We start from the raw sequence: 20,802 nt of genomic DNA, 5'->3' as shown, positions 1-20,802 counted from the left end.
AGGTCACTGATAAATTTTCTTAAGTTTTCTGTTAAATTACAAAAAGCTGAGTATATCTATTTTTTTTCAATAAAAACATGTTATATTTTTAACAAATTGAATGGAAAAATGTATATCAATGGTCTTACTACATGTCTACACTACAAGGAATTGAAGAAAAGTAGCCATTTTTTTTGAAATCAGGGAGACCATATACGGCTCATAAGAAAAAAATTTATCTGGTTGAAGCGTCACAATATCGGTTATAGATAAAGAAGGATGTTATGAGAAAATAAATTTGAAACTTTTTGTAGTCCGAATCGTCTTATTAATATAGGTAGTAATGAGGTGAGTGTTTTGATCCGTTTCTTTGTATGGTTTATTATATGTGCTAGTTTTTCTATTCTTTCTGCTTGTAATTCTTTTGAAACAGATGGATATACACTTGCTCCGATGAAAGAGTATACCTTTGACTACAAAGTGCAACCTTCCGGACAATTTTTTGGTGAAAAGACTATCATTCCTCTACAAGTAAAGGGAGATTACTTTAACTCTGTTGCAGATTGGTATGATAACCAGACCATCCTGTATATTACCAATGGTACCCAAGGCTCTAAGATCTATCGTTATAATATATTCAATGGTGAATCAGAATTGTTTTACGAAACAAAAGATCAAATTATCACTTTACAAGCAAATCCTAGTAGGAGATATTTTGTTGTACATACGGCTGTTACAAGCTATGAAGCAAATTTAGTACTACTTGATCATAAAGGTAAGGAAGCTTTAAAGTGGGGAGTTGGCTCAATTGAGCTTCAATTTGTTTGGAATCCATTCAACGAGCATGAGCTATTTGTAACGAGCTTTTTAGATGATTGGTCTTTTGAAACGTATGTGTTAAGTGTGCAAACGAAGACAGTTACTAATCCAGAGGTAAATCAGCCATTTATACAATGGGTCGATACAACAAAAGTTGCTTACTTGAAGTGGGATGAAGAAAATACAAGTTTTAATGCTCCTTTATACGTGTATGATTTAGAAAGTGGAAAAGAAGAAAAAATGATTGACCAAATTCTCGCTTTTCAATCATTTAAAGATATATTACTTACGGTTACATCCGCTCAGATGAAATCTATTTATCAATTATATGATCAAAAAAGCTTAAAGGTCATCCAAGAATTTACATTACCTATGATTAATACATTTTCTGATAGGTGGTGGGTACCTAATTTCGATTATCATTCAGGTTCAAAACAATTATACTTATTTAAACCAACTGCAATCGGATCTGAGCCAGAATCATTATCGTTTATACAATTCTCAACAGAAACAGGAGAAGGAACGCAATTACTGAAAAACACGGAGAATCGACCTATTAGTATTTCTCCTGATGGGGAACTTTGCCTTATAGGGTTTCAATTTGAGGAAATTCTTGATATAAAGAATAGGACTGTACATTTCTTCGTAAAACAATCATTTTAATTAGAGGTGAATAATTTATGGCTATTGTAGACGTTACAGTGATTCCAACAGGTACTGGTTCTCCAAGTGTAAGTCCTTATGTTGCAGAAATACAGAGCATTCTTAAAAAGTATGAAGAACAAGGATTAATTACTTTTCAATTAACACCTATGAGTACAATCATTGAAGGAAATCTTCCTGTATTATTTGAGGTCATTCAGGCAATTCATGAATCCCCTTTTAAGAAGGGAATTATGAGAGTAGCAACAAATATTAGAATTGATGACCGTCGTGATAAAAAAGTAACGATGAATGATAAATTAGACAGTGTAAGGCGTGAATTGGAGAAGTAAAAAAAGAATAAGAAGAACAAAAGGCTCAGGGCGCCCCGTTTAGCCTAAGGCAGAGCAAATGTTCTGTCATGAAAAAAAGGGTGGTTTACCCTTATATTCATGACAGGTTAGTTGACTATGGAAAAGTGATTTTTCTTTTTCTCTCGAGTAGGATGAAATGGCAAAGATCGTTGCCATTTCATCTTGGCTGGGCGCTAGAGCTGGATTTAGCCGTAACATTGTATAAACTAACCACCAGAAACTTATACTTTCTTAAAAATAAAAGCCATCAACTTTAGTTGATGGCTTTACATTTATAGGGGGATTATCATTTTCCCCCATAATAGCATTTGAAAAGTCCCTAAAAGTATTAAAAACACTTAGGGGCTAATAGTAGTCAATTAATGAGCAACTGGGAATCCATGATTGATTAAAGTCATGATTGTAAACCAACCAAATACTACAAGCGTTCCTGCTGCAAACAATAAACCAAGCATATTTTTTTCACGAAGGGAACGAACTGTTCCTGCAACTGCTAATAACGTAACTAATGCGAAAATAATGACTAAACCCATGAATAATACCCCCTTCTATTAATTTTTACATGAGAGGTTATTTTTTATCCTAAGTTTTAATACCTCTAGCATATGTAACATATATCCTACCTTATTTTAATCGTTTTAAACCATTTTGTCGAGGTTTAAAAAGGACACCGTTATATTGTAGGCTTCTGCAATTTTTTCTATTAGACCTTGATGATGAGCGTCTACTACATATAACTTACCCTGTTTTGCTAATAAATGTTCATCAAATTGTAACAAAGCCATTTTAATTTCTTGCTCATCCCCACTTAAAATGGAAAACGCTCGAACCATGTTCCTGATTACGTAATAGGATTGATTAGGAAACTTGAATCCATAATCATTTAAACTACCTGAACCCTCAAAATACTCTACGTTTTCAAGCTTTAATAAGTGATGAACACTGTCAATGATCTCATATTCCTCTAATTGATTTTGCAAGTAAGAGATGTCTTCGTAAGAATTAAACAAATAAATAGAAGAGAAGCTTCCTAAAAAGGAATGAGTAATTGGAAGAAAGGGCTCAATGATATCGGCATAGCTTGCGTCTAATAATTCAATTCCATATATACTTTTCATTTATTATCATTCCTCTATTTTTTAGGATAAGAATACGTTTTTATACTATCAAATTACGTGTTCTAAGTATTCTGCTCCAGCACTCTACCAAGATGAAAGTGCGTCAATCTTTGCAATTTCACCCTTCTCGTGGTCAAATGTTACTTGAAGAGTAAAAGGAAAAAGCACTCTTTACTCTTCAAGTAACATTTGCTTGTCGAGGTTAAACGGGGCGCGCTGAGCCTTTTGTTCCGTCATCCTATTTTTTAGTGTAAAATAATGACTAGTAGTTTGTAAATGGAGGGATTTCAAGTGAAGTGGAGAAGAATGCCATTAGGTCCGATTGGCACAAATGCTTACATAATTTCGAATCAACAAAAAGAGTGTTTAATCATTGATCCAGGAAGTGAACCAAGCAAAGTATTTGGGTATATTAAGGAAAACCAACTAAAGCCGATTGCCATATTACTAACACATGCTCATTATGATCATATAGGTGCTGTCGATGATGTTAGGGACATGTACGAAATTCCCGTTTATATTCACAAGAAAGAGCAAAGCTGGCTAATGGATCCTGCTCTAAACTTATCCATTAATCTTCCATTTGGAGAGCCTATTCGTTTAAAACCAGCTGAAGAAATTATATCTTCTGAAGGACTGATGTCGATAGGTAGTTTTACATTTGAAATATTCGAGACCCCAGGTCATTCACCAGGAAGTATTTCCATTTATTTTAAAGATGAAAACCTAGTTTTTTCCGGTGATGCATTATTTGAAGGGAGTATAGGAAGAACAGATTTACCAGGTGGAAATTACGATGTTCTCATGAAGAGTATTCATGATAAGCTACTTACCTTGCCGGAAGAAACACTTGTCCTATCCGGACACGGCGGCGAGACTACGATTCAACAAGAAATGGATTCAAATCCGTTTTTAAATGGTTTTTAATGATGGGTCGTATGAAACAACTGATTTTGCAGGCCATTGAAAATACAGAGAGTGGATGTATTTCCTATGCAGACTTCATGGAGTTGGCATTATATCACCCAAGCGCTGGGTATTACATGAAGGGTCAAACCAAAATAGGAAAGAGTGGAGATTTTTATACGAGTAGCTCAGTTTCCGATGTATTCGCTGAAATTATTGGAACGAAGCTCGTTCAGCTTATTCAAAAGGGTCTTGTTCCTCCAATCATCTTAGAAATTGGAGGGGGGAACGGTACGTTTGCAAAACAAGTGCTGCACACATGGAAAGAGTTATCTCCTGATACTTTTATAAAGGGGAAGTATATTTTGATAGAAGCAAGCCCATTTCATAAGGAATTAATTCAGGAGCAGCTACAAGAGTTTGATAATGTGGAACTTTTTAATCAAATAAAGGATGCAAAAGAATGTTTTCCTACGTTCAAAGGGATTATTTTTTCCAATGAATTCTTTGATGCTCTTCCAGTTCATGTCATAAAGAAACAAAATGGTGCTTTTCATGAAATCATGATAGGGAGAGTGGGTGCTGAACTTGTAGAAATGGTAACTCCGCTTTGTAATGATCAAATTTTATCCTTTGTTGAGAAATATGGAGTGGAACTAAAGGAGGGACAGAGATATGAGATCCCTCTTGTAATGGATTTCTTATTTCTCGAATTAAGTAGCTGGGTTGAAGAAGGTCTTGTCATTACAATTGATTATGGATATAGCGATCATGAATGGGGATTGCCGTTTCATAGTCAAGGAAGCCTACGTGGATATTACAAACATCAGATGATTGAAGATCCATTAAAGAATGTAGGAGAGATGGATCTAACAACACATATTCACTTTGACAAATTAATCAAAGCTGGTGAGTGGGCTGGATTTACAGATCAAAGGTTAGTAAGGCAGGATGAATTTCTTATTGAATCTGGTATTTTACATTATTTGCAAGACCATGTAAATAACGATCCTTTTTCTGAAGTAAGCAAAAAAAACCGAGCGATTCGCTCACTTATTATGCAAGGTGGAATAAGCTCATCATTTCGAGTGCTTCTTCAGACAAAAGGAATCAAAATTGAAGACTTTTTAACATAAATAAAAAACGACGAATCATATCCGTCGTTTTTTATTTTACGTATTAGTGGCCACCTACACCCGGAGTCATCATAAATGTTGTCCAGTAAGTAAAACCAACAAAGAAAACAGTTAAGTAAGCACCGAAAATATAAATATACATACGTTCTGATAGGTTTAAATAGCCTAAAAATACAAAAAATGCAGTTTGTCCTAAGAAAAGTAATGAGGCTGTATACATATCACCTAGATAGAACATGACGGTGAAGATACCAGTCCAAAAGCCCATTACACGGTACATACGATCCATATGTATCCCTCCTTTATACCCTTATCCATCACTTTACTATTATAATGGACGATTTTATCAATGTAAATATGTGATGGGGTAAGTTTGTGTCGTAATCTTGAAGATTTAATTTTTATGATTAACCTTAGTTTGGGCAAAAGAAAAAAATAGGCTATGTAATTAGAAACTATTGCATTAATACAAAACAATTTGGAAGATGCGAGACTCCTCCTTTTGGTTATGAACTGGGCTAGCTGGATTCGAACCAACGCATGACGGAGTCAAAGTCCGTTGCCTTACCACTTGGCTATAGCCCAATATAGGAGTTCCTTACTAGTATGGATAACTATAAGTGTAATATACTTATTTTCTGTATTAAGCAAACAGAGGTCGTACAAATTTTTTTTCTGTTATGTAAGAGGAATTCCCTCATAGGCGTTGAATTTATAAGATAAGAAAATATGAAAGAGGTGAACGTATTGAGCATGGTTGAACATCATGCGGAGGGATTAATTCATGATGCAGTAAAGAAAGGAGTGACAGATATCCATCTAATTCCTAAAAAAACGGAATGTCACATTAAGTACAGAATTGGATCACATCTCTTCACAAAGACGACTATTCCAAAAGACTTGGCGGTAAAGCTACTATCCCACTTTAAATTTTTGGCCTCCATGGATATTGGTGAAAAACGAAGGCCGCAATCTGGATCTCTCATGATATCCGTAAATCAAGTCATTATTAATCTTCGCTTATCCACCTTACCAACTCACCATGATGAGAGTCTAGTCATTCGGTTACTCCCACAAGATGAATCCTATCCTTTATCCGAACTATCCTTATTTCCTAACTCAACTAAAACTTTACTTTCCTTTATGACGCAAATCCATGGCTTGATTATTTTTACAGGACCAACAGGTTCAGGTAAGACAACCACACTATATTCTCTACTACACGCTTCGATTGAGAGGACCCATCGCAATGTCATTACACTAGAAGATCCGATTGAAAAATTTACAGAAAATCTCTTACAGGTACAAGTGAACGAAAAGGCTGGAATAACATATTCAACTGGCTTAAAAGCGATTTTACGACATGACCCTGACATTATCATGGTGGGGGAAATTAGGGATGAGGAAACAGCTAAAATTGCGATACGCGCTGCTTTAACTGGCCATTTAGTACTTTCAACCATGCATACAAAGGATACGAAGGGAGCGATATACCGGCTTCTAGAATTTAACGTTTCGCTCCAGGAGATAGAACAGACAGTTATTGCAGTGGCCGCACAACGTCTATTTGAAGTGAAATGTCCCTTCTGTAATGAACAGTGCAGTGCTTTGTGTAGAAAATGGAAAGGAAATAGGCGGGTAAGTGTATATGAGATATTATTTGGAACAAGTTTGAAAGGTGTTATCGATGAAGCGAAAGGGAAAGACGTCACATACTCTTATCCCACTCTCTTTCAATTAGTTAATAAAGGAATTGCATTAGGGTATTTATCAAGAAAGGATTTGGAAGGGTGGGAGCTTGAGAAAACGACTACGAGCTAAATGGAAACTCGAGGATCAAGCAAAATTATTGAAACAATTAAGCACATTATTAGAACGGGGATACCCACTATTAGAAGGGTTAATGTTCCTTACGCTTCATTTACCCCCTTTGAAGAGAAGACAAATAGATCAAGCAATCAAGGGAATGAGAGATGGGGCAACCTTTCATGAGGTACTTGTGAGATTAAGTTTTCACCGTGATATTTTAGGTTATTTATACTTTGCAGAAAACCACGGCAATATCAGTTTTGCCTTAAAAGAAGCAAGTGAGCTGTTAGAACATAAAGTTATTTACCAAAAGCAGCTTTTGAAAATAATGCAATACCCCATTATTCTTATCTGTATTACATTCTTCCTATTAACGATAAGTAATCTTTTTTTATTTCCTCAGTTCTTACGTATGTTTGAATCGATGAACATCCCTGAAACTCCTTTATTAGGTTTGATACTTGGAATTGTGAAATGGTTTCCCATTCTCACGATTTTCTCCGCCATCCTCCTAGGCATCCTATTCATTCTCTTTTGGCTACAATTCAAAAAAACACCTTTAACAAAACGAATTCAGTGGCTAAGTACACTCCCATTGTACGGTCCCATCATTAGCATGTTTTATTCCCAATATTTCGCAATTCAGCTAAGCCAGTTAATTAAAGGAGGTTTATCCATTTATGAATCGTTAACAGTTTTTGAAAAACAACAGCATTTTTTGTTATTTCAAATAGAAGCAAGTCAAATGAAAGCTGAGTTGACAAACGGTGAAGCTTTACCAGAAATAATTAGGAATCGAGTGTATTTTGAAGAGGAGCTTTCAAAATCAATTGAATTTGGAGTGAAAAATGGTGACCTATCGAGAGAATTATTTTTCTATTCAAAGCTATCTTTTCAAAAACTACAAAGCTTTTTACAGAGGAGAATGGCAGTTGTTCAGCCCCTTGTTTTTCTACTCATCGGTTCGTTTATTATGCTTTTGTATTTAGCAATCATGCAACCAATATTTAAGCTACTACAAGGATAGTAAGGAGTGATAAAAATATGAATCAAAAAGGCTTTACGTTAATTGAAATGATGATTGTGCTAATGGTGATATCTGTATTAATCATGATCACGATTCCTAATGTAACTAAGCATCAAGCAGTAATTGGGAAAAAAGGGTGTGATGCTTATATGAACATGGTCCAAGCGCAAGTGGAGGCATATAAAATGGATAACGAAAATACCATCCCCTCTATCCTCAAATTGGAAACTTCAGGTTATATCCCCAAAACTAATTGTCCAAATGGTGATGAACTATTAGTGGATGTTGATGGAACAGTGAGAGTTATTGAATAGTTTGAAACATAATCAATATGGGTTCACACTTCTTGAAATGCTTATCGTTTTGTCAATCGTATTCACTTTATCAACAGCCACCTACTTCAGCCTACAATCAACGTATGAAAAGCAGGTTATCCACCATTTTTTAAAGCAGTTCCAAGAGGATATATGGTTAGCTCAGGAATATGCGATAAGTCATTCTAGTTATGTTGATATCATGTTTTTACATTCGAACAATCTCTACCAACTTCGAGAAAAGGGATTTGGTAAATTAATCATGAGTAGAGCCTTTCATCCTCGTATTAAGATTCAACTACTAACAATGACCAATCCTATTACATTTACCCCAAACGGAAATATTAATCGAGCAGGCTCTCTGTATGTTATTTTCAATGATCAAAGATATAAAGTGATCTTTCTATTAGGAAGGGGGAGATTCTATATTGAGAAACTGTAAGGGAGTGAGTTTACTCGAATCGGTTGTAGCTAGTTTTCTCCTGTTTTCGGTTATTCTCCTTGTGATGCCTCAACTATATTTCATTGTTAGTCAAAGAGAAAATATAGAGGTACGAGCCTATTTAATAGAGAAGCTCAATGATGAATTATTCCGGTTTAGCTTAGGAAACCAACAATACTTTAATAAATCCTATCGATATAATGGTATTCGTTTTCAAATAGTGATTGACCAAACTAATATACTGACACAAGAATGGGAAGGGTGTGTTAGCTGGGAAAATGAACATAATAAATATCTTGAATGTGAAACGATTATACGATGAATAAGTGTGAACGAGGATTCACTTTACTTGAAATGCTATTGGTGTTAATTATATATTTGTCAATTGCATTTCTATTTCCGCTAATCATTCAAGTATTTGAAAAATGGACGAACGAGAAAACAATATTACATCCTTTTGAATGGGAGGTTGCCACTAGGCAATTGTCTATAGAAATTAGAGAGGCGAAGAAGATGGTGATATCAGATAACACAATTGAATTGATTACAACTTCAGGTAATAGCGTGACGTATAAAATGTATAACCAAGCTTTACTAAGACAGGTGAATAACAAAGGGCATGAAATTGTACTTCAGAATATCAGGAATTTTCAAGTAGTAGACGAAGAGTACAGTATTAGGATTGATGTTACGGATCTTTCTGATGAAACCTATCATGTATCAATATATCGGTGGCTGGATGTGATCAATCGTGAATGATAAAGAAAGAGGTTATATCTTGCCATTTGTTTTAATGATTTGTACTTTACTTTTCCTCCTCTTATCCAATCAACTTACTTTATATGTTACAGGGTTAAAATTCTATAAAGAAAAGGAAGAGATAATGAAAATAGAGAGGATGCTACAAAAGTCATTAGTAGAAATGAAAACAATCGTAAATGACACTCTTTCAATGTCAGCTGTTCTTTTTTACGAGGAGGGAACCGTTCAATATGAGATGTCAGAAGCTGGTGAAAATTTCGTTACAATAGATTTAACTTATACTACGACCGAAAATAGGAAGCGCAAGGTGGAACTCATTTTTGATAGGCACAAGATGATATTTGTTTCTTGGATCGAAAGATAATGTCGATGATGAAATGTTTATTTCATTTCACATTCATCATTTAACTCTGTGAAGAAATCTAGATTGTACCAGAAGAATTAAACAAGAAAAGAAGGTACATATCTTAAAGCAATGTGCATTCATTTCTTACTTTTGATACGATATTAAAAAAGTAAGGTGGAAATCGTATGAAATCAATATATTTAACTGGGTTTATGGGATCTGGAAAAACAACGATAGGAAAACAGCTTTCTTCAAAATTACATTTACCGGTTATGGATACAGATGAAGAAATTAGTCGTAAGGAAGGTCTTTCAGTTCGAACCCTTTTTGAAAAGTATGGAGAGGATTACTTTAGGAGTCTAGAAACCTCTATACTAAAGACTATTCCGAAGGAGGATATGATTGTCACAACAGGCGGGGGAATGGTGGTACGGGAGGAAAACCGTAAATGGATGCTACAAAATGGCATTGTGTTTTATTTACAATGTGAATTTGATAAACTGTGGTCTCGTCTTGAGAAGGACGAAACACGACCTCTCGTATTGAATCAACAAAAGGAAGCTGTAAAAAAGATCTATATAAGTCGACAAGAGCTTTATAAAGAGGGCAGTATAGTCATCCATACAACAAACCAATCAGTTGATGAAGTTGTTGACGAGATTGTAAGTAGGGTTAAAAAGTAAATAAGGTGGCTACACTATTATTGTAAAAAAATAGTAGGTGGGTACATATGTCTTTCAATGATTTACTTAAATTTGTAACTCAACAGCTTGTCACCTATTTAGATAGTCCTAAAGATCAGCGTAAACAGGTGAAACGAGCAAGGAAATCTAGTAAAACGCCTTTAGTGAGTAGGTGGTTTGGTGTTGTCCCGTTTGGCTTTATGATGTTTTTTAAAAAAAGGGAAAAATAAAGGCGGAAGCACATTTTGTGCTTTCGCCTTTTAGTGTTGTACAGACTGTTGAGTTAGATAAAAAATACCTCCATTGATAATCGACACTCTAACCCTAGGTTCATACTGTTCCTTTAAAGCTTGTTTTTCGGTTTTATATGAGTCAGGTTTTTCATCTAAATCCTCATAGAAATGATTTAAAAGGTCCAAATCTTTTTGCCACCTGTCTCTCGCTTCGTTGGCCCACGAGTGATCATCATTATCAATTATAGATTGGATTGTTTGTCTTAGTCTGTTCACGCCACTTTTTGGCTTGATGATAGGGGACAACGTAAAACAATAATCAGGAATCTTAGGTGTGAGGATAAGTGCCTCTAGCCGTTCTTGGAAGTGATCAATAATCATCCCATTGATAAGATTTAACCCAACAGAAAGAATGACATCTCGTGTGCGATCACATTGATAGGAGATTTTGAAATTCATTCCTAGCCATGGATGCAAGGGTGCTTGACCACCAGCGGAGGTCTGCCTAACATTTTCATATAATCGAATGAAGCCACCAAGATTATTTGTAGATTGAAAAATTTGATGTAATCGAGGTGAGCCAAAATGAACAACCTCACCCTTTAAGTCTTCCGGAGCCTTTTCTTTATTTGTGATCAGTGTTAATCGCATAGGGTTTGGAACTCCGCCTGTTTTCTCTAAGTAGTGCCAATAAAACGGACGGTTCATTAATTGCTTGTCTAGTTCAATGGTAAGCTGAACATTCATATATCCAGCTGCATTTTCTACTATCTCACACTCATTAGCGGTAAAGTATCGTTCTAAAAATCGGTGAATATCACGTTGCTGCATGTTGTTCATCCTCTTCGCTATCTTGCCCCGCAAAATCTATAAATGAGGCTAGGTTTTCCATTTTTATTTTAATCTCTCCGTCTGTCCTTGAGTGAGTTAATATTTCGGTAATATGGTCTTCAATATTTCCAATTTCAAGTTTGGTTAAGATGTCATCTAATTGGCCGATGACTCTTTCGAAAAGGTGTATCTTTTCATAAAGAAGCTTTAAAATATGTTCTTCAACAGTATCCTTAATGGCAAAATTGTAAATATGAACATCATGTTCTTGACCAAGGCGATGAATACGTCCAATTCTTTGTTCAAGTCGCATAGGATTCCATGGTAGATCGTAATTGATAATATGTTGGCAAAACTGAAGATTAATTCCTTCCCCGCCAGCTTCAGTCGCAATCAACACTTGAGCGTGATTTTTAAAGAGCTCCTTCATCCAATCCTTTTTCCCGCGTTTAAACCCGCCTCGGAATGGCACGGAAGTAATGCCGTGTTGTTTCAAATACCACTGAAGATATAATTGTGTGGCTCGATACTCTGTAAAAACAATAACTTTTCCATTAATTTCTTTGACTAATTCAACAACCTTCTCAGCCTTTGAATTAGACGTAACAGCCTCGATTTTTTTCATTAATTCAAATACAATATTTTGAACATATTCACTTTCTTCATGCTTAGTTAACATATTTTGTAATGTGTAATAAACAGCCTCTCTGCTACTACATGCTTCCCGTTGAAGTGTGATTAGTGAGAATTGACTTCCAAGAGTTCCTTTACTTTGTTGTTTAAATGACTGAATCGAATGGTATAAATCCCATTCTTCACTAGAGAATTCAATGGGGACGGTTTTAACATGTCGTTTTGGCCAATCGATTCCTGTGTCTCCACGTCTGTTTCGAATCATAACCTTGTTGACAAGCTCCTTTAAATGTTCATCATTGTCTAGTGAACGTTCCTTTGCATTAAAGGATTCTTCAAAGTTTGTTTGATTCCCGAGATGTCCTGGCTTCAATAAGGAAACGAGGTTGAAAATTTCTTCAATCCTGTTTTGGATAGGCGTAGCAGTTAACAGTAAACAAAACTTCTTTTTTAAAGATTGGACAAATTCATAGTTTTTTGTTTTGTTATTTTTAAGTTTGTGAGCCTCATCGATGATGATTAGATCATAATCCTGTTCCAAAATAATGTCGCGGTGAGGCTGTCTTTTTGCTGTATCGATTGAAGAAACGACAACGTCACATTGTTCCCAAACATAGCTTTTCTTTTGTCCTATTGCTGGGATAAAGAATTTCTGGTTTAGTTCTGTAACCCACTGAGATACAAGGGAGGCAGGCACTAAAATCAATACCTTTTTTACTAATCCTCGAATCATATACTCTTTTAAAATTAAACCGGCTTCTATCGTTTTTCCTAGTCCGACTTCGTCTGCTAAGATGGCTTTCCCGTTCATTTTCTCCACAACATTCTTTGCTACCTCGAGCTGATGAGGTAAAGGCTGTAGATTTGGTAAAAAATTTGGAGCTTGAAGACCCTCAAATTCTGGAATGGCAAGATGCTGTTCGATTTCGTACGCGAGCTTATATAGATCCCAATGAGACCATGGTCCATCATCTTCGAAGCGCTTATGAAATTCCTCTTCCCATGTCTCATCAAATAGGATATTAACTTGCTGCATCTGAAGTCACTCCTCTCTCTATATATTTTTCTTGGAATTAATCATGAAAAGACATAGAAGTATATTGCCGAAAAAGATGGTTTAATGATAGGATAAGGATAGTTTTGAAAAGCATTAAAACGTTTCACTGTTCAAATAGTATAGCCATAAATTAGCAAAATTATATATAAGCGAATGAGAACAAGAGGAGAGACTACTAGGAACTAGTCTTGTTAGTTAAGTAGCGCCGAAGGAGCAAGCGATTTTTTCGTGAATCTCTCAGGCAAAAAGACTCTTGTTTGACGCTACTCTGGAGAGTGTTCATGTATGTTTAGGAATGAACCACCAAAGAGGAAATGCGAAAAGCAAAACTTTCAGGTGCCAGGACAGAGATTATCCATTTTTCTTGGATTTTTTCTGTCCTTTTTCGTGTTTTTAGGGCAGTTTATAGATGATGTTACTGTTTTATGGCTAAAAAAAGGATGATCTTGTTACATAAAAGGAGGAGAAGGATGACTCAGTTAAAACGAACACCTTTATATGATAGTTATGCTGAGCATGGGGCTAAAACCATTGACTTTGGTGGATGGGATTTACCAGTACAATTTTCAAGTATTAAAGAGGAACATGAAGCAGTTCGTGAGCGGGCTGGCCTATTTGATGTCTCTCATATGGGTGAATTCGAAGTAAAGGGTTCAGAAGCGCTAGCGTTCTTGCAAAAAATGATGACAAATGATGTTTCCAAGCTTGTAGATGGCAAGGCTCAATACACAGCTATGTGCTATGAAAATGGTGGAACTGTAGATGATTTACTAGTTTATAAAAGAGCAGAAAATGACTATTTGCTTGTCGTGAATGCTTCCAATATTGATAAAGATTTTGATTGGCTACAATCACATCTTTCTGGAGATGTAGAATTAACAAACATGTCAGATGAAATTGCTCAAGTAGCTATTCAAGGTCCTCTAGCTGAAAAAATACTTCAAAAGCTTACATCTACACCATTAAATGAAATCGGTTTCTTTGCTTTTAAAGATCAGGTTGATCTAAATGGCATGAAGGCCCTTGTATCACGAACTGGTTATACAGGTGAGGACGGCTTTGAAATATATTGTCAAAAAGATGATGCTAGAGGCTTATGGTCTCAAATTCTAGAGGCTGGTAAAGCCGATGGAGTGTTACCGTGTGGACTTGGTGCACGCGACACTCTTCGTTTTGAAGCCAATCTAGCACTTTACGGGCAGGAGCTTACGAAGGATATTAGTCCATTAGAAGCGGGAATTGGCTTTGCAGTAAAGCTTCAAAAGGAAACCGATTTTATAGGGAAAGACGTACTTGTCAAACAGAAAGAAGAAGGTTTATCTCGTAAGCTAGTGGGTATCGAAATGATTGATAAAGGAATTCCACGTCACGGCTATGAGGTATTTGCAGGGGAAGAAATAATTGGGTTTGTAACAACGGGAACTCAATCTCCAACTTTAAAGAAAAATATAGGTCTTGCCTTATTAAAAACAGAATTCACACAACTTGATCAAGAGGTAGAAGTACAAATTCGTTCCAAGCGTTTAAAAGCAAAGATTGTTTCTACACCATTTTATAAACGACCTAAAAAATAATGGAAGGGGCACAAGGCATGTTACATCGATATTTACCGATGACTGAGCAAGATAAGCAGGAAATGTTAAAAACGATTGGCGTTGATTCAGTTGATGAACTGTTTCAAGATATTCCGGAAAGCGTTCGCTTTCAAGGTGAATACAACATAAAGCCGGCTAAATCGGAAACAGCTTTAATGAAGGAGCTTTCAGAGTTAGCAAGTAAAAGTAAGAATATTAAAGAAAACCCATCGTTCTTAGGAGCGGGTGTTTATGATCATTATATCCCTGTAATTGTTGACCATGTTATTTCACGTTCAGAATTTTACACAGCCTATACACCATACCAACCGGAAATTTCACAAGGTGAGCTTCAAGCTATTTTTGAATTTCAGACGATGATTTGTGAGCTAACGGGTATGGATGTAGCGAATTCATCAATGTATGATGGAGGTACTGCTTTAGCAGAGGCTGCTACCTTAAGCGCTGGACATACAAGAAATAATAAAATCCTAGTATCTGCTGCTGTTCATCCAGAGTCAAGAGCAGTTCTACAAACATATGCAAGTGGGCAGCGATTAGAAGTGGTCGAAATTCCAACCAAAAACGGTGTTACTGATCTAGAGGTTTTGAAGGAAAAGATGGATGAAGATGTTGCGGCAGTCATTGTTCAATATCCAAATTTCTTCGGACAAATCGAACCATTAAAAGACATTGAAGTAATTGCTCATAAGCATAAGGGAATGTTTGTCGTTTCAAGTAACCCACTATCATTGGGAGCATTAACTCCTCCTGGAAAGTTTGGAGCAGATATTGTAGCTGGTGATGCACAGCCATTTGGTATCCCTACACAATTTGGTGGACCTCACTGCGGATATTTTGCTGTATCTACAAAATTAATGCGTAAAGTTCCTGGACGCCTTGTTGGTCAAACGGTCGACGAAGATGGTAAACGAGGATTTGTATTAACTCTTCAAGCACGTGAACAACACATTAGACGAGACAAAGCGACATCTAACATATGTTCTAATCAGGCTCTTAATGCGTTAGCTGCCTCTGTTGCCATGACGGCTCTTGGGAAAAAAGGTGTGAAGGAAATTGCTACTCAAAACATTCAAAAAGCCCAATATGCTAAACAGGCTTTTGAAAAAGCAGGATTCAATATAGCTTATACAGGACCTTTCTTCAATGAGTTTGTGATTGAATTACCAATTCCTGCAAAAAATGCAAACCTCCAATTAGCAGAAAAAGGCTTTATTGGTGGTTATGATTTATCAAGAGATTACAGTGATTTAGAAAACCATATGCTAATCGCTATAACAGAGCTACGCACGAAAGAAGAAATTGACCAGTTTGTAAAGGAATTGGGGGATTGTCATGCATAAGGAAAACCAACCACTTATATTTGAATTAAGCAAGACAGGTCGTGTTGGATATAGCCTTCCTGCACTTGATGTTGAGGAAATTTCACTTGAAGAAGTCATTCCAGCAGACTATCTTCGCACTGAGGATGCTGAATTACCTGAGGTTTCAGAGCTTGATATTATGCGTCACTATACTGCATTATCAAGAAGAAATCACGGTGTAGACTCAGGTTTCTATCCACTTGGTTCTTGTACGATGAAATATAACCCGAAAATCAATGAAAATGTAGCAAGATTCGCTGGGTTTTCACATGTTCATCCATTACAAGAAGAAGAAACAGCACAAGGTGCGATGGAGCTTATGTACGATCTTCAAGAGCATCTAATTGAAATTACTGGAATGGATGAGGTTACCCTTCAGCCTGCAGCAGGTGCACACGGTGAGTGGACCGGGTTAATGATGATTCGTGCTTATCATGAGGCAAATGGAGACTTTAATCGTACAAAGGTTATTGTTCCAGATTCTGCCCATGGAACAAACCCAGCATCGGCTACAGTTGCTGGTTTGGAGACTGTTACCGTAAAGTCGGATGAAAACGGTTTAGTTGACCTTGAAGATTTAAAACGAGTTGTTGACAAGGATGTTGCGGCATTAATGTTAACGAACCCGAATACACTTGGACTTTTTGAAGAGCGTATCTTAGAAATGGCTAAAATTGTCCATGATGCTGGTGGGAAGCTGTACTATGATGGAGCGAATCTAAATGCCGTGTTAAGTAAGGCAAGACCTGGAGATATGGGCTTTGATGTCGTTCATTTAAACTTGCATAAAACCTTTACAGGTCCTCACGGTGGTGGTGGTCCTGGTTCAGGTCCAGTTGGGGTGAAGAAGGACTTAATTCCATACTTACCTAAACCAGTATTAGTGAAGACAGAAGAAGGATTCCGTTTTGATTACAACCGCCCTCATTCGATTGGTCGAGTTAAGCCTTATTACGGTAACTTTGGCATAAATGTTCGTGCCTATACGTATATTCGTTCAATGGGACCAGATGGACTAAAGGCCGTAACGGAATATGCCGTATTAAATGCGAATTACATGATGCGTCGTCTTGAACCACATTATGATTTACCTTACAAGCAGCATTGTAAGCATGAATTCGTGCTATCTGGTAAGCGTCAAAAGAAATTAGGCGTGCGTACTTTAGACATCGCAAAGCGTTTACTTGATTTCGGCTACCATCCGCCAACTATCTACTTCCCATTAAATGTAGAAGAAGCGATTATGATTGAGCCAACAGAAACGGAGTCAAAAGAAACGTTAGACGAATTTATCGATACAATGATTCAAATCGCAAAAGAAGCAGAAGAGAATCCTGAAATCGTTCAAGAAGCACCTCACCATACTGTTGTTAAGCGTCTTGACGAAACGACTGCTGCAAGAAAACCAATATTAAAATTCGAACGATAAGATATGATAAAAACCTCATTCTAGCTGAATGAGGTTCTTTTTTATTTGTTAAGAAAGCATAAGTTTCCAGTGTTTAGTTAATACAATGTTACGGCTAAATCCAGCTCCAGCACCCAGTCAAGCTGAAATGGCGACGATCTTCGCCATTTCATCCTACTCGAGAGAAAAAGAAAAATCACTATTGCCTTGGTCAAATAACATGTCATGAATAAAAGGGAAAACCACCGTTTTTTTCATGACAAAACATTTGCTCTGCCTTAGGCTAAACGGGGCGCTTGCGCCTTTTGTAAGCTAATGCAGGAAAGTATAAAGTTTTTTCGTGAATTAATGAACTACGTGCTTGTGTTTTTTGTTTCAAAAAGGACACCGCTTAGAAAGACTATGCTATCGTTTTTCGTCCAAGGACCTTTCACTAGCATAGTCTTTCTAATTCATTCTAGACTCAAATTGTCGATCTGAAGTAGGTGCATCTATTAATAAGGGGAGCTCAATGACGAATGTTGTATGCTCATTACAGGATTTACAGGAGATACTTCCACCATGTTTTTCTATAATCTGTTTACATACAAATAAGCCTATCCCTGTACCAAGCTTCTTATTTGTGACAAACGGCTCAAATATGGATTGTAAATACTCCTCGGGAATCATTGGACCATTATTTTGGATTTTGATAGATACCGACTGACGATGAGCGATGATTTCTGCGCTAATAAGTACATGTCTCTCCTCCTTGACACTTTCAAGCGCATCAATCGAATTAATGACGATATTTAGAATAACCTGACGAATTTCCTCCCGATAGCCAAATAGTTGAACTGTAGGGTCAATATGTAAATCAACTTGAACATTAGAGGCTACAAGGCTAGGATAAAGAAATTGTTTTACTTCATCACAAAGAGATGGTAGAGAAAACGTATTTTTTGAAGAACCGATCATTTCTTTTTTTGAAACTAATAAAAATTGAGTGATTCGGTAGTTTAATTGTTCTAATTCATGTGAAATAATATCTAAGTATTTGAGGTCTTTATTTTCCTGTTGTAAAAGCTTGATAAATCCAGTTATTGATGTCAAAGGATTGCGAAACTCATGTACAAAGCTAGAAGCCATTTGACCAAGGATTGTTAAGCGATCTTTATGAGTGTGCTCAATTAAGGTATTCTTTTCTTCTAGATCTTTATCTTTTAGCTCTGTGTACTTTAATACAGCAAAATAAATAAATTGATCAAAGCAGGAATTGATTTTATTGATTGTTGGTTGTAACATCTCTAAAGGGATTTGAGAATCGTTTAAGTGTTTAAAGATTTCACTTCTTCCAATATTTACATTGTATATGAACTCTCCGATGTTTACTTTTGCTCCAAACCTTTCGATTGCTACTTTATCAGCAAGTTCTTTAAGTAAGTCGCGATTATATTCATGTCTTAAAAAGTTAATGACTAACTGAATCATTTTTCGGCCGTTATGTCTTACTTCATCTTTATAGGGGTCATCACTCGAAATAATGACAATTTTACTCCATTTATCTATGAAATCTTCGTAGTTATTTTCTAAATATAAGCATAGTTTTTCTTCAACAGTTGACAAATTCCACCCCTCCAAGCTAACTATCTTATATACATAATACTCTTTAAAGAAACAAAATCCTTTTTTACAAAAAAAAATAAACCCTGAAAGTGAGGGTTTATTACTTTCCTTTTTTAATCTTACCGCCCCAAAATTTGTAACCACCTTTTAATTGGTATAAATCTTTAACACCTTTTCTTCTAAGAACCGCAGCCGCTCGTCCTGAGCGAATTCCATTTTGGCAATATAAATAGACTGGCTTATCTGCTCTGATTTCCTTATGACGCATTCTTAGTTGTGAAAGTGGAATGTTTCTTGCTCCTAAAATATGTCCACCTTCAAATTCGTTCGGTTCACGAACATCAATCAGCTGCGCTTTTCTATATCCTTCACGAAACTCTTCTTCTGTGAGAGTTTTCAATATTTTTCGTTGATAAAAAAATGTGAAAACTGAATAAGCGATGATAGCCCCTAGTAAAATTAATAAAGCTTCTAACATAACATCGACCCCTTTTTCTTTTTACCTCTTTATTATAGTGTTCGATGGGTAAAGTTTCAAAGGATTCTTTGTGTTTCTTTTTGACATCCTGCGATTATTTGATAGACTTATACCTGCAAATTGAAATAAAGAGGGTTGAAAGTATGGCAAAAAACAAATGGCGATTTATTGATTCTGGTAACTGCTCTCCTGCCTTTAATATGGCATTAGATGAAGCATTGTTGGATTGGCATAGTAAAGGACTTATTCCACCTACTATTCGTTTCTATGGTTGGTCTCCAGCGACATTATCAATCGGTTACTTTCAAAAAGTTGAAAAAGAGATCAATATGGATGCTGTAAAAGAACATAATCTAGGATTTGTTAGGAGACCAACAGGAGGAAGAGGTGTTTTACACGATAAAGAGCTAACATATAGTGTCATCGTGACAGAAGAATATGAAGGAATGCCACAGACAGTGACGGAAGCGTATCGTGTCATTTCTGAAGGTATATTAGAAGGCTTCAAGTCACTTGGGCTCGATGCTTACTTTGCTGTACCTAAAACGGAAGAAGAGAAAGAAAGTCTGAAAAATCCAAGATCGGCTGTTTGTTTTGATGCTCCTTCCTGGTATGAGCTTGTGGTTGAGGGAAGAAAGGTTGCAGGAAGTGCTCAAACAAGGCAAAAGGGTGTGATCCTACAACACGGCTCTATTTTACTAGATCTTGACGAAGATTTATTATTTAGCTTATTTAAGTATCCTAGTGAGCGAGTTAAGTTAAGAATGCAACAGAATTTTAAGAACAAGGCAGTCGCTATCAACGCTTTACGTGATAGACCAGTGACACTTGAAGAAGCAAAGATAGCTTTCAAAAAAGGCTTTGAAAAAGGGCTGGATATAACTTTGGAGTCCTATGAACTTACACCTGAGGAGCTCCGTGAAGTAGAAGGCATCGCAAAAGAAAAGTATGAAAGTGATGAATGGAACTATAGAAGGTGATAGAGAAAGCCGTTGTGATGTAACGGCTTTTTGTTTTGCAAATCCCGATTGAACAAAAATTTTAAAGTCGAGATAAGTTACTGATATCGTAGAAGTTGATGATAGAATTTGGATAGTTGCTGATAAAGACTCAGAAGTTGCTGTTAAATTTAGTAATGCGGGTTGGCCCCCTTATTTAGGACACTTACTTTAAATATCTCTTTTTATCTTAGTTTTTCATTTTTTCTTATAAAGAGGAAATTGCCCCCACTATTTTACTCT

The 20,802-nt window shown here is 36.3% G+C and carries 24 protein-coding genes, 1 tRNA gene and 1 riboswitch; of the genes, 17 read left to right on the top strand and 8 right to left on the bottom strand.

Annotated features, from left to right (window positions below):
- The first annotated feature begins 327 nt into the window (after window positions 1-327).
- On the top strand, window positions 328-1,461 hold the full coding sequence (locus ACFSCX_RS08160) for a YqgU-like beta propeller domain-containing protein (RefSeq protein WP_377927698.1): 1,134 nt from the start codon (window positions 328-330) through the stop codon (window positions 1,459-1,461).
- 17 nt (window positions 1,462-1,478) lie between these two features.
- The gene (locus tag ACFSCX_RS08155; protein WP_377927697.1) at window positions 1,479-1,793 is read left to right on the top strand and encodes an MTH1187 family thiamine-binding protein; all 315 of its coding nucleotides are present in this window, start codon (window positions 1,479-1,481) and stop codon (window positions 1,791-1,793) included.
- A gap of 380 nt (window positions 1,794-2,173) precedes the next feature.
- Here ACFSCX_RS08155 and ACFSCX_RS08150 read toward each other — a convergent pair whose 3' ends face one another.
- Together ACFSCX_RS08150 and ACFSCX_RS08145 are read right to left on the bottom strand one after the other, a co-directional pair.
- On the bottom strand, window positions 2,174-2,347 hold the full coding sequence (locus tag ACFSCX_RS08150; RefSeq protein WP_377927696.1) for a DUF2759 domain-containing protein: 174 nt from the start codon (window positions 2,345-2,347) through the stop codon (window positions 2,174-2,176).
- Between the two features lie 105 nt (window positions 2,348-2,452).
- Entirely contained in the window at window positions 2,453-2,932 is a 480-nt protein-coding gene (locus ACFSCX_RS08145; protein ID WP_377927695.1) for a hypothetical protein, read from the bottom strand.
- 291 nt (window positions 2,933-3,223) lie between these two features.
- On the opposite strand from ACFSCX_RS08145, the gene ACFSCX_RS08140 reads away from it, so the two are divergent.
- Both ACFSCX_RS08140 and ACFSCX_RS08135 read left to right on the top strand, forming a co-directional pair.
- The gene (locus ACFSCX_RS08140) at window positions 3,224-3,859 is read left to right on the top strand and encodes an MBL fold metallo-hydrolase (RefSeq protein ID WP_377927694.1); all 636 of its coding nucleotides are present in this window, start codon (window positions 3,224-3,226) and stop codon (window positions 3,857-3,859) included.
- Between the two features lie 11 nt (window positions 3,860-3,870).
- Complete coding sequence (locus ACFSCX_RS08135; RefSeq protein ID WP_377927693.1) at window positions 3,871-4,974, top strand: class I SAM-dependent methyltransferase; 1,104 nt, start codon at window positions 3,871-3,873, stop codon at window positions 4,972-4,974.
- A 43-nt stretch (window positions 4,975-5,017) separates the two neighbouring features.
- On the opposite strand, the gene ACFSCX_RS08130 is transcribed toward ACFSCX_RS08135, so the two are convergent.
- Entirely contained in the window at window positions 5,018-5,263 is a 246-nt protein-coding gene (locus ACFSCX_RS08130) for a DUF2626 domain-containing protein (protein ID WP_377927692.1), read from the bottom strand.
- A 224-nt stretch (window positions 5,264-5,487) separates the two neighbouring features.
- A tRNA-Gln gene (locus ACFSCX_RS08125) sits at window positions 5,488-5,559 on the bottom strand.
- A 162-nt stretch (window positions 5,560-5,721) separates the two neighbouring features.
- On the opposite strand from ACFSCX_RS08125, the gene comGA reads away from it, so the two are divergent.
- The 9 genes from comGA to ACFSCX_RS08080 all read left to right on the top strand — a co-directional run bounded on the left by comGA (window position 5,722) and on the right by ACFSCX_RS08080 (window position 10,587).
- On the top strand, window positions 5,722-6,795 hold the full coding sequence (gene comGA, locus ACFSCX_RS08120; RefSeq protein ID WP_377927691.1) for a competence type IV pilus ATPase ComGA: 1,074 nt from the start codon (window positions 5,722-5,724) through the stop codon (window positions 6,793-6,795).
- Entirely contained in the window at window positions 6,773-7,810 is a 1,038-nt protein-coding gene (comGB, locus tag ACFSCX_RS08115) for a competence type IV pilus assembly protein ComGB (RefSeq protein WP_377927690.1), read from the top strand. Before comGA ends, comGB begins: the two co-directional genes overlap by 23 nt.
- A gap of 17 nt (window positions 7,811-7,827) precedes the next feature.
- Window positions 7,828-8,124, top strand: a complete 297-nt coding sequence (gene comGC, locus ACFSCX_RS08110; protein WP_377927689.1) for a competence type IV pilus major pilin ComGC — start codon at window positions 7,828-7,830, stop codon at window positions 8,122-8,124.
- Between the two features lies 1 nt (window position 8,125).
- Window positions 8,126-8,566, top strand: coding sequence for a competence type IV pilus minor pilin ComGD (comGD, locus tag ACFSCX_RS08105; RefSeq protein WP_377927688.1), 441 nt, complete (start codon window positions 8,126-8,128; stop codon window positions 8,564-8,566).
- Entirely contained in the window at window positions 8,553-8,888 is a 336-nt protein-coding gene (locus ACFSCX_RS08100; RefSeq protein ID WP_377927687.1) for a hypothetical protein, read from the top strand. The genes comGD and ACFSCX_RS08100 overlap by 14 nt, the downstream gene beginning before the upstream one ends.
- A complete protein-coding gene (gene comGF, locus ACFSCX_RS08095; protein ID WP_377927686.1) occupies window positions 8,885-9,325 on the top strand; it encodes a competence type IV pilus minor pilin ComGF in 441 nt (146 codons plus the stop codon). The genes ACFSCX_RS08100 and comGF overlap by 4 nt, the downstream gene beginning before the upstream one ends.
- Window positions 9,318-9,692, top strand: a complete 375-nt coding sequence (comGG, locus tag ACFSCX_RS08090) for a competence type IV pilus minor pilin ComGG (protein WP_377927685.1) — start codon at window positions 9,318-9,320, stop codon at window positions 9,690-9,692. Before comGF ends, comGG begins: the two co-directional genes overlap by 8 nt.
- Window positions 9,693-9,859: 167 nt before the next feature.
- Window positions 9,860-10,357: a shikimate kinase gene (locus ACFSCX_RS08085; RefSeq protein ID WP_377927684.1), complete on the top strand. Its 498-nt coding sequence runs from the start codon at window positions 9,860-9,862 to the stop codon at window positions 10,355-10,357.
- A 47-nt stretch (window positions 10,358-10,404) separates the two neighbouring features.
- The gene (locus ACFSCX_RS08080; RefSeq protein WP_377927683.1) at window positions 10,405-10,587 is read left to right on the top strand and encodes a YqzE family protein; all 183 of its coding nucleotides are present in this window, start codon (window positions 10,405-10,407) and stop codon (window positions 10,585-10,587) included.
- Window positions 10,588-10,617: 30 nt separating this feature from the next.
- Here the strand turns inward: ACFSCX_RS08080 and ACFSCX_RS08075 are convergent, their stop codons facing one another.
- Complete coding sequence (locus ACFSCX_RS08075; RefSeq protein WP_377927682.1) at window positions 10,618-11,421, bottom strand: YqhG family protein; 804 nt, start codon at window positions 11,419-11,421, stop codon at window positions 10,618-10,620.
- Window positions 11,408-13,090 carry a DEAD/DEAH box helicase gene (locus ACFSCX_RS08070; protein WP_377927681.1) on the bottom strand — a complete coding sequence of 561 codons (1,683 nt, stop codon included), beginning with the start codon at window positions 13,088-13,090 and terminating at the stop codon, window positions 11,408-11,410. The genes ACFSCX_RS08075 and ACFSCX_RS08070 overlap by 14 nt, the downstream gene beginning before the upstream one ends.
- Window positions 13,091-13,264: 174 nt before the next feature.
- A riboswitch (glycine riboswitch) is annotated at window positions 13,265-13,374 on the top strand.
- A gap of 207 nt (window positions 13,375-13,581) precedes the next feature.
- Here ACFSCX_RS08070 and gcvT point away from each other — a divergent pair.
- Genes gcvT through gcvPB form a run of 3 tightly spaced genes read left to right on the top strand, consistent with a single transcriptional unit; the run spans window position 13,582 to window position 17,499 of the window.
- Window positions 13,582-14,685: a glycine cleavage system aminomethyltransferase GcvT gene (gcvT, locus tag ACFSCX_RS08065; protein ID WP_377927680.1), complete on the top strand. Its 1,104-nt coding sequence runs from the start codon at window positions 13,582-13,584 to the stop codon at window positions 14,683-14,685.
- Window positions 14,686-14,702: 17 nt separating this feature from the next.
- Window positions 14,703-16,049: an aminomethyl-transferring glycine dehydrogenase subunit GcvPA gene (gcvPA, locus tag ACFSCX_RS08060; RefSeq protein WP_377927679.1), complete on the top strand. Its 1,347-nt coding sequence runs from the start codon at window positions 14,703-14,705 to the stop codon at window positions 16,047-16,049.
- Complete coding sequence (gene gcvPB / locus ACFSCX_RS08055; RefSeq protein ID WP_377927678.1) at window positions 16,042-17,499, top strand: aminomethyl-transferring glycine dehydrogenase subunit GcvPB; 1,458 nt, start codon at window positions 16,042-16,044, stop codon at window positions 17,497-17,499. Before gcvPA ends, gcvPB begins: the two co-directional genes overlap by 8 nt.
- Window positions 17,500-17,925: 426 nt before the next feature.
- On the opposite strand, the gene ACFSCX_RS08050 is transcribed toward gcvPB, so the two are convergent.
- Both ACFSCX_RS08050 and ACFSCX_RS08045 read right to left on the bottom strand, forming a co-directional pair.
- Entirely contained in the window at window positions 17,926-19,083 is a 1,158-nt protein-coding gene (locus tag ACFSCX_RS08050; RefSeq protein WP_377927677.1) for a histidine kinase N-terminal domain-containing protein, read from the bottom strand.
- Window positions 19,084-19,183: 100 nt separating this feature from the next.
- Window positions 19,184-19,561, bottom strand: coding sequence for a rhodanese-like domain-containing protein (locus ACFSCX_RS08045; RefSeq protein ID WP_377927676.1), 378 nt, complete (start codon window positions 19,559-19,561; stop codon window positions 19,184-19,186).
- Between the two features lie 143 nt (window positions 19,562-19,704).
- On the opposite strand from ACFSCX_RS08045, the gene ACFSCX_RS08040 reads away from it, so the two are divergent.
- Window positions 19,705-20,541, top strand: a complete 837-nt coding sequence (locus ACFSCX_RS08040; protein WP_377927675.1) for a lipoate--protein ligase family protein — start codon at window positions 19,705-19,707, stop codon at window positions 20,539-20,541.
- Window positions 20,542-20,802: the final 261 nt, after the last annotated feature.

The organism is Bacillus salitolerans (assembly GCF_042680805.1).
Lineage (GTDB): Bacteria > Bacillota > Bacilli > Bacillales > SA4 > Bacillus_CJ > Bacillus_CJ salitolerans.
This window is presented reverse-complemented; position numbering and strand designations above follow the sequence as displayed.

Bases quoted from the DNA above. Each gene is read 5' to 3' on its own strand.
- ACFSCX_RS08155 (WP_377927697.1), top strand. From the start codon at position 1,479: ATGGCTATTGTAGACGTTACAGTGATTCCAACAGGTACTGGTTCTCCA.
- comGF (WP_377927686.1), top strand. From the start codon at position 8,885: ATGAATAAGTGTGAACGAGGATTCACTTTACTTGAAATGCTATTGGTG.
- ACFSCX_RS08145 (WP_377927695.1), bottom strand. From the start codon at position 2,932: ATGAAAAGTATATATGGAATTGAATTATTAGACGCAAGCTATGCCGAT.
- ACFSCX_RS08135 (WP_377927693.1), top strand. From the start codon at position 3,871: ATGAAACAACTGATTTTGCAGGCCATTGAAAATACAGAGAGTGGATGT.
- ACFSCX_RS08085 (WP_377927684.1), top strand. From the start codon at position 9,860: ATGAAATCAATATATTTAACTGGGTTTATGGGATCTGGAAAAACAACG.
- gcvPB (WP_377927678.1), top strand. From the start codon at position 16,042: ATGCATAAGGAAAACCAACCACTTATATTTGAATTAAGCAAGACAGGT.
- ACFSCX_RS08130 (WP_377927692.1), bottom strand. From the start codon at position 5,263: ATGGATCGTATGTACCGTGTAATGGGCTTTTGGACTGGTATCTTCACC.
- ACFSCX_RS08070 (WP_377927681.1), bottom strand. From the start codon at position 13,090: ATGCAGCAAGTTAATATCCTATTTGATGAGACATGGGAAGAGGAATTT.
- ACFSCX_RS08075 (WP_377927682.1), bottom strand. From the start codon at position 11,421: ATGCAGCAACGTGATATTCACCGATTTTTAGAACGATACTTTACCGCT.
- ACFSCX_RS08080 (WP_377927683.1), top strand. From the start codon at position 10,405: ATGTCTTTCAATGATTTACTTAAATTTGTAACTCAACAGCTTGTCACC.
- gcvT (WP_377927680.1), top strand. From the start codon at position 13,582: ATGACTCAGTTAAAACGAACACCTTTATATGATAGTTATGCTGAGCAT.
- ACFSCX_RS08045 (WP_377927676.1), bottom strand. From the start codon at position 19,561: ATGTTAGAAGCTTTATTAATTTTACTAGGGGCTATCATCGCTTATTCA.
- comGC (WP_377927689.1), top strand. From the start codon at position 7,828: ATGAATCAAAAAGGCTTTACGTTAATTGAAATGATGATTGTGCTAATG.
- ACFSCX_RS08150 (WP_377927696.1), bottom strand. From the start codon at position 2,347: ATGGGTTTAGTCATTATTTTCGCATTAGTTACGTTATTAGCAGTTGCA.
- gcvPA (WP_377927679.1), top strand. From the start codon at position 14,703: ATGTTACATCGATATTTACCGATGACTGAGCAAGATAAGCAGGAAATG.
- ACFSCX_RS08040 (WP_377927675.1), top strand. From the start codon at position 19,705: ATGGCAAAAAACAAATGGCGATTTATTGATTCTGGTAACTGCTCTCCT.